General features: G+C 32.6%; 6 protein-coding genes and 1 pseudogene. 6 read left to right on the plus strand and 1 reads right to left on the minus strand.

Going from position 1 to position 6,424, the window contains the following annotated elements:
• Positions 1-190 precede the first annotated feature (190 nt).
• Positions 191-628 carry a 50S ribosomal protein L13 gene (rplM, locus tag Q0E86_RS10900; protein ID WP_003864733.1) on the plus strand — a complete coding sequence of 146 codons (438 nt, stop codon included), beginning with the start codon at positions 191-193 and terminating at the stop codon, positions 626-628.
• Positions 629-641: 13 nt separating this feature from the next.
• On the plus strand, positions 642-1,043 hold the full coding sequence (rpsI, locus tag Q0E86_RS10905; RefSeq protein ID WP_117573786.1) for a 30S ribosomal protein S9: 402 nt from the start codon (positions 642-644) through the stop codon (positions 1,041-1,043).
• Positions 1,044-1,303: 260 nt separating this feature from the next.
• Here rpsI and Q0E86_RS10910 read toward each other — a convergent pair whose 3' ends face one another.
• A complete protein-coding gene (locus Q0E86_RS10910; protein ID WP_295757125.1) occupies positions 1,304-2,512 on the minus strand; it encodes an ATP-binding protein in 1,209 nt (402 codons plus the stop codon).
• 914 nt (positions 2,513-3,426) lie between these two features.
• Here Q0E86_RS10910 and Q0E86_RS10915 point away from each other — a divergent pair.
• The 4 genes and pseudogenes from Q0E86_RS10915 (at position 3,427) to Q0E86_RS10930 (ending at position 6,238) form a co-directional block, all read left to right on the plus strand.
• On the plus strand, positions 3,427-4,695 hold the full coding sequence (locus Q0E86_RS10915) for a helix-turn-helix transcriptional regulator (RefSeq protein WP_295757128.1): 1,269 nt from the start codon (positions 3,427-3,429) through the stop codon (positions 4,693-4,695).
• A 255-nt stretch (positions 4,696-4,950) separates the two neighbouring features.
• Positions 4,951-5,166, plus strand: coding sequence for a hypothetical protein (locus Q0E86_RS10920; protein WP_270742221.1), 216 nt, complete (start codon positions 4,951-4,953; stop codon positions 5,164-5,166).
• 141 nt (positions 5,167-5,307) lie between these two features.
• Positions 5,308-5,717 (plus strand): annotated as a pseudogene (locus Q0E86_RS10925) (lysozyme family protein).
• 182 nt (positions 5,718-5,899) lie between these two features.
• Complete coding sequence (locus tag Q0E86_RS10930) at positions 5,900-6,238, plus strand: CHAP domain-containing protein (RefSeq protein ID WP_295757135.1); 339 nt, start codon at positions 5,900-5,902, stop codon at positions 6,236-6,238.
• The last annotated feature ends 186 nt before the right edge of the window (positions 6,239-6,424 follow it).

Here is a 6,424-nt window from a genome sequence, read left to right on the forward strand (position 1 = left end):
ATTTTCCATAAAAAAAAGAGGAGCACATTTTTTGTGTTCCCCTCGAAGCCGTCATTTCTTAACTTAATGACATTGCTAAACTTTTTCTTTTTTTCATTGACTTTTATATGGATATTGCATATCATATTAGATGGCTAAACTCTGGCCTTTTGAGCCCCGGTAAACGCTCAAATCAAGGAGGAAATTAGATATGCGTCAAACTACTATGGCAAAACCTGCCGATGTAACACGTACATGGTATGTAGTTGATGGAAACGGACAAACTTTAGGACGTTTGGCTTCAACATGTGCTCATGTATTGAAAGGAAAACACAAACCTACATATACACCAAATGTTGACTGTGGTGATTATGTAATTGTGATCAATGCTGACAAGGTCGAAATGACTGGAAACAAGTTGAATACTGAAAAGTATTACAACCACTCTGGATACTTTGGAGGTATGCGTGTGCGTACAGCTAAAGAAATGAAAGAGAAATACCCTGTTGAATGGGTTGAAAGAGCAATCAAAGGTATGTTACCTCACACTAAATTAGGTGATGTACAACGTGGACACGTATTCGTATACGCTGGTAGCGAACACCCACATGCTGCTCAAAAGCCTGTTGAATTGAAGGTAAGAGGATAAGGAGGAATAGAATATGAAAAAATCTAACACTGTTCAATATCATGGCGTTGGACGTCGTAAAAAATCTGTTGCTCGTGTCTTTTTACGTCCAGGTACAGGTAATATCGTAGTCAACGGAAAAACTTTGGAAGAATACCTTCCATTGGAAACTTTACGTATGGTTGTTAAATCACCATTAGAAATCACTAACACAGTTGATCAATTTGATGTGATTATCAACGTACAAGGTGGAGGATACACTGGTCAATCTGGTGCTATGCGTCACGGAATCACTCGTGCTTTAATGGAAGCTAGTGAAGACTACCGTCCAGTATTAAAAGCTGCAGGATTCGTTACTCGTGACCCTCGTGCTAAAGAACGTAAAAAATACGGTCTTAAAGCAGCTCGTCGTGCTCCACAATTCTCTAAACGTTAGTCAGAACATACTTTTGACTACTCTGCAAAGAGATTCAAAACCACTCAAACCCTTTATATATGGGCTTTGGGTGGTTTTTTCTATTTCTGTGAATCGTTGTGAATAGTGCTGAAAAGTATATTTAAGCACGCATACAGCACGCTTATAAGTAGCAAAATTAACTTCTCAGTTATCGAAAAGCACGCACAAAACGTAATTTTACAAGAAAAGCAACAGCGGATGCTGATGCGTTTAATAGTTTTAATCTTACTAATTTTTGATTATGTAGCTTGGTTTTTATTTAGCAACCAATCCCTGATATCAAAGATTTCAATTCCTTCATATGAATACTTTGGATGACCGGTTTTGGCGATGATAATCTTTGGATATGCATCCTTGATCTGTAAAAGAGGCGCATATTCTCTTTTGAATGTTTCCTCTTCAGTGATATTGTCACTTACCTGAATATAGATTTTTTCACTACCTCTTTGGGCAACAAAATCGATTTCTTTCTGATAAAGCTTTCCAACATAGACATCATAGCCACTACGTAATAATTCAAGACAGACCATGTTTTCATATACTCTGCCATAATCCATGTTTCTTGTACCAAGCACAGCATAACGTATATCAATATCACTTAAATAGAACTTTTCTATGCTTTCAAGATATTTCTTTCCACGGATATCGTAGCGCTTGATATCATAGAAAACAAAGGCGTTGCACAGGTATTTGATATATTTTCCAATGGTGACATGATTGGTTGATATGTTCTTTTCGGATAGCATATTGCTGATCCTGCTTGGTGAGGTCAGGTTTGATATATTGTCCATAAGGAATTCACTTAAGCGCTGTAATACTTGAGTATCTGGCAGGGAATACTTCTGCACAGGGCCTCTTGTAACAATTGTTTCATAGACTTCCTTGATATAATCCTTCCTGTCTTTTTCGGTGTTGTAGGCATAGGACCCAGCTAATCCACCTTTGATGGTGTAATCTTCAAATAGCTTTTCTATGTCGTGGTTGTTGTCGTAGTAATTACAATATTCTTTGAAACTGAATGGATAGACATGAATTTCAATATAACGACCGGTAAATAGAGTGGCTAAATCTGCACTTAACAAAAAAGCGTTGGAACCGGTGATATAGATATCATATTTTCTTTTTGAATATAGGCTATTTACAGCCAGTTCAAAATTTGGACACATCTGCACTTCATCAATGAAAAGATAATTCGACTTTCCTTCCACATATCGTTTTTCAACATAGGCATGAAGCGCATGATACTCTTTCAGGTGTTCAAATGAAAGATCCATAAAGTCAATAAAGATAACGTTGATATCATTAAAGTTGTCTTTCAGATATTGGATATACTCCTGCATCAATATTGACTTACCCGATCTTCTGATACCGGTAATAACTTTTATATCAGGCGTATCCTTCAGATTCTTTATTCGATTCAGATATTCAGTTCTTTCAATGGTTTTCATAGTGTTGCCTCACTTTCAAAAAATAAAAATTTTTAAATTTTTGAAAGTGGATAGTATGTTTTTAGCTATTATAACTATGTCAATGATTCCAAAGAAGCAAACGAATTTGTTTTCCAATGACTATAATTCGTTTATTTCTCTTGTGTCACTGATTACCAAAGTCATTAGCTGATCATCGTTGTCAATCGAACGCCACTCCTATACAGGTTGTTGTTTCGTACTGGAAATGAATGTTTGGAAGTCATTGTTGGAACACCAGATGCTTTGGGTGAACTCAAAGTGTTGATTGCCAAATTATTTGAATATGAAAACTAATAATCAAGTTAAATTAAAAGAAAAAGACCACAGCCAGCGGTAAGCTGATTCTGGTCAACAGCGTTCGCAAAACGTGTAGCCACAGAATGAAATTCTGTGCTCAAAGAGGCTTTGGAGAACTGCACTCAACAAGTAAGTGGAAAGGAAAATTGCAGAGTACGGTTCGGTGTGTATTAACGCCTTTGTGACCAACTATTAGTTTTTGATATGTTTGTGATACCTGTGCAGTTGCAAGTAGAGATACACATGTGTGTCTGCAACAATGCGGTGTTTGATCATATTCGAATCGAACCATAAATGGATTCCAGTAGCTGTCGTAATAGTTACGATACGTAAAATGTTTTTGATCTGGCGTGTGAAATACATAATTACATTGCCTCGATTGAAAATGATATGATAGATAATAAGCATATATTACCAAATAATCTAAATAGATTATGTTTTCTTAATTAAATATTGTGTATTGAATGAATCTAAATTAACAATTAAAATTAATTATAGTAAATACAAGTCATATGACATAATGTTTGGTTTATGATTTAAGGTGTATATATAAAGAAAACGAACCATCATTTGCATTGGAAATAAAGGTGAGAAATGTGTCAAATAATATAAACAGGTCATTGATTGGCAATATTTTAAAGAGCATTCGGACAGAGCAAAAGATTCCTATAAAAAAAGTTGCACAGAATATGGATGTGAGTGAAGCTACAATTTCACAATTTGAAACTGGTAAGAATAAACCAACAAATGAGAAGATTACTTTATTTACAGAAATATGTGGCCAAACATTTAATTTTGATTTGGATAGAGATCTAATTGTAAATCATGTATATGATATTTATGATTTGTATACAGATTTAAAAAAAGAAGAGTTGAATGAAACTATTAAAATAGTAAAAGATACACATAATATTGCTTGTTCTTATGCCAGATTTGAATATTATCTGATTCTGTATATGGATGCTATCATTAATCAAAAAGAAGTGGATACAGCTTTATATAAAAGGATTATTGAATTAGGAAAGAATAACTTTTCGGTTAGGGAATTATTCATTTATTACGATATAATGGCATTAGAGAAGATATATTCGAATGAAATAAAAGAAGCATTAGGATACTTAGATAAGGCGTTATCTAATAAGGGTAATCATTTAATGATAAATTACCATTATTGCAGTATTTACTTGGATTTAGGGTATTTTAATTTGGCACAGCAGTATATTCATAAGAGTTTAAAAATGGCAGTTCAGCAATTGTCTTTCGATCGATTATATTATTTGTTGTTGAATCAAGGCGTACTTTACATGTATACATCTCGTTATGATGAGGCAAATGAGCTGTTTTTAAAACTATTAAATGAATCCATTAAAAGACAAAACGAAATCATGAAGTATTGTATTTTATCAAATTTAGTTTTTACTTCGCTGATTCAAAAAGATATAAAAAGCGGATTTGATTATCTAAACAGAATCGATGAACGATTTACAGATGACTTAGATTTAAAAATGTATAAATGTCTTCTATACTATTTTGACCATGAATATACGAAAGCAAAAGAGTGTATTGCTTCTTTTTTAAGAGATGTAAAGGATTCAAAATATCATAAGAATTTTATCCGTGCTTTAAAATATATGATGGATAATAAACCTATGAAAGCCATTGATAATTTTGAAACCTGTTATCAAATCGCATTAAAAAATGGACAATATGATAGAGCAATTTTTGTTTTAAAACAATTGAATGAGTTATATCTTGATCATGGATTACAAAATAAATTAAAAAAAGTGAAAGAATTACAAGAAAACTTCTACAAGATGTCATATGCGAATCAAATAATTGAAGATATAGGGCTAAAACTTAATTAAAAAATTTGGATTGTTTTTTTCAGGGTGTTTGTATATATTGAATTTAGAAGAGCTCTTTTAGAAGAAAGGATATTTGAAATGAAACAATCACTTTATAATTATTGTTTTAAAAATGAAGACAATATAATCATATTCAATGCAAGAATTAATGCATTGGCAAAGCTAAGTCTAGATGAGTATGAACAATAAAAAAAGTGATTTAGATACAAAAAACACAATTACTAAAATTTTATAATAAGAAAGAGGGTGTCTTAAATGAAAAAATATGTGGATGCATTCCTTGTGATCATAGGATTATTAATTATTGTTGGGACAGTAATCTGTTATTTATTCTATAATTTAAACTCAACTACAATGTATGCCATCTGTGGAATTGTTTTAGTAATAATGGTTTTATTACTATATATTAGAAACTATAAGAACAATCATTATGGTGGCAAATTCAAAAATGATTTTCCTGATGCACATTAATCCAATTATTATTGATTCTATGTGTGAATTAAGTTTTCTCAATAAAAGAGTACCACTTGTTGTGGTGATACTCTTTTGACTGTTTATTTCTCGTTTTCAGCAACATAGATACACCCAATATTTATTGGAACATTTAGTGCGTTGGCACAGAATGGTGGATCTAATAGTGAAATTGTTTCTTTAAGTGAAGAAGTTATTGCGTATGAAGATACCATTCGTAAATATGCAAAAGAATATGATATTGAGGATTATGTCACATTATTACAGGCAATTATGATGCAGGAGTCAGGAGGAAAAGGGAATGATCCAATGCAGGCAAGTGAGTCAGGGTACAATACAAAATATCCTAGAGTACCTAATGGAATTACAGATCCTGAGTATTCTATTGAAGTGGGAACACATACTTTTCTGATTCTTTAAAAAAAGCAAAAGTAAAGGATTCATCCGATATAGAACGTATATATTTGGCTTTACAGGCATATAATTATGACTCTGGCTATATTGAATGGGCAATTCGTAATTTTGGTGGATATTTTAAATATAATGCATAACAGTTTTCTGACAATAAAAAACAAGAGTTAAATGTATTTGGGTATGGAGATCCTTCTTACGTTGATCATGTTATGAGATATGTAGGGATTACTTTTAGAGGAGGCACAAATCGACTTTTAATTATCTAGAAGCCTGGGTGATAAAGAATCTTTATGCATAGACCGGATTATATGGACAATGTATATGGTTTGCCTGGGGAAGATTCTATGAATTATATGGCTATGATCCTGACTTTAGCGGTGATGGAAGCAGTTGCGTGAAGGAATTGGTGGCAGCACATCCAGATAAATTTGAACGATCTTCTTCACCAAAAGCTGGTGCAGTGTTCTCTGCTATTGGACACAACCATGTGTGGATAGTTATAGCAGTAAAAGATAATACTATAACTGTTCAAAAAGGCAATTTGGATGGTATTACAAATACATTTCAAGATGCAAAAAAGGATTGGCAAACAAAATTTTATACTTTAGACCAATTAAGATCTATATATGGTGGAGTGGTGTTTGCTAATCCTAAATAAAAGTATGATTTTCACAGTACCTCGATTGAAGATGACATGATAGATAATAAGAATATATTACCAAATAATATAAATATGCTGTATTTTCTTAATTAAATATTACGTATTGAATTGAGTATTCCGCTATCTGAAGTCCATGCAATACGCTACAGAAGTCCACATAATCCGTTAAAGAAGTCCATTTTT

Origin of the sequence: uncultured Holdemanella sp., from assembly GCF_934754935.1 — a bacterium.
Taxonomy (GTDB): Bacteria; Bacillota_I; Bacilli_A; order Erysipelotrichales; family Erysipelotrichaceae; genus Holdemanella.

Coding starts and splice junctions, on each gene's coding strand:
- rpsI (WP_117573786.1), top strand. CDS start 642: ATGAAAAAATCTAACACTGTTCAATATCATGGCGTTGGACGTCGTAAA.
- Q0E86_RS10920 (WP_270742221.1), top strand. CDS start 4,951: ATGAAAAAATATGTGGATGCATTCCTTGTGATCATAGGATTATTAATT.
- rplM (WP_003864733.1), top strand. CDS start 191: ATGCGTCAAACTACTATGGCAAAACCTGCCGATGTAACACGTACATGG.
- Q0E86_RS10910 (WP_295757125.1), bottom strand. CDS start 2,512: ATGAAAACCATTGAAAGAACTGAATATCTGAATCGAATAAAGAATCTG.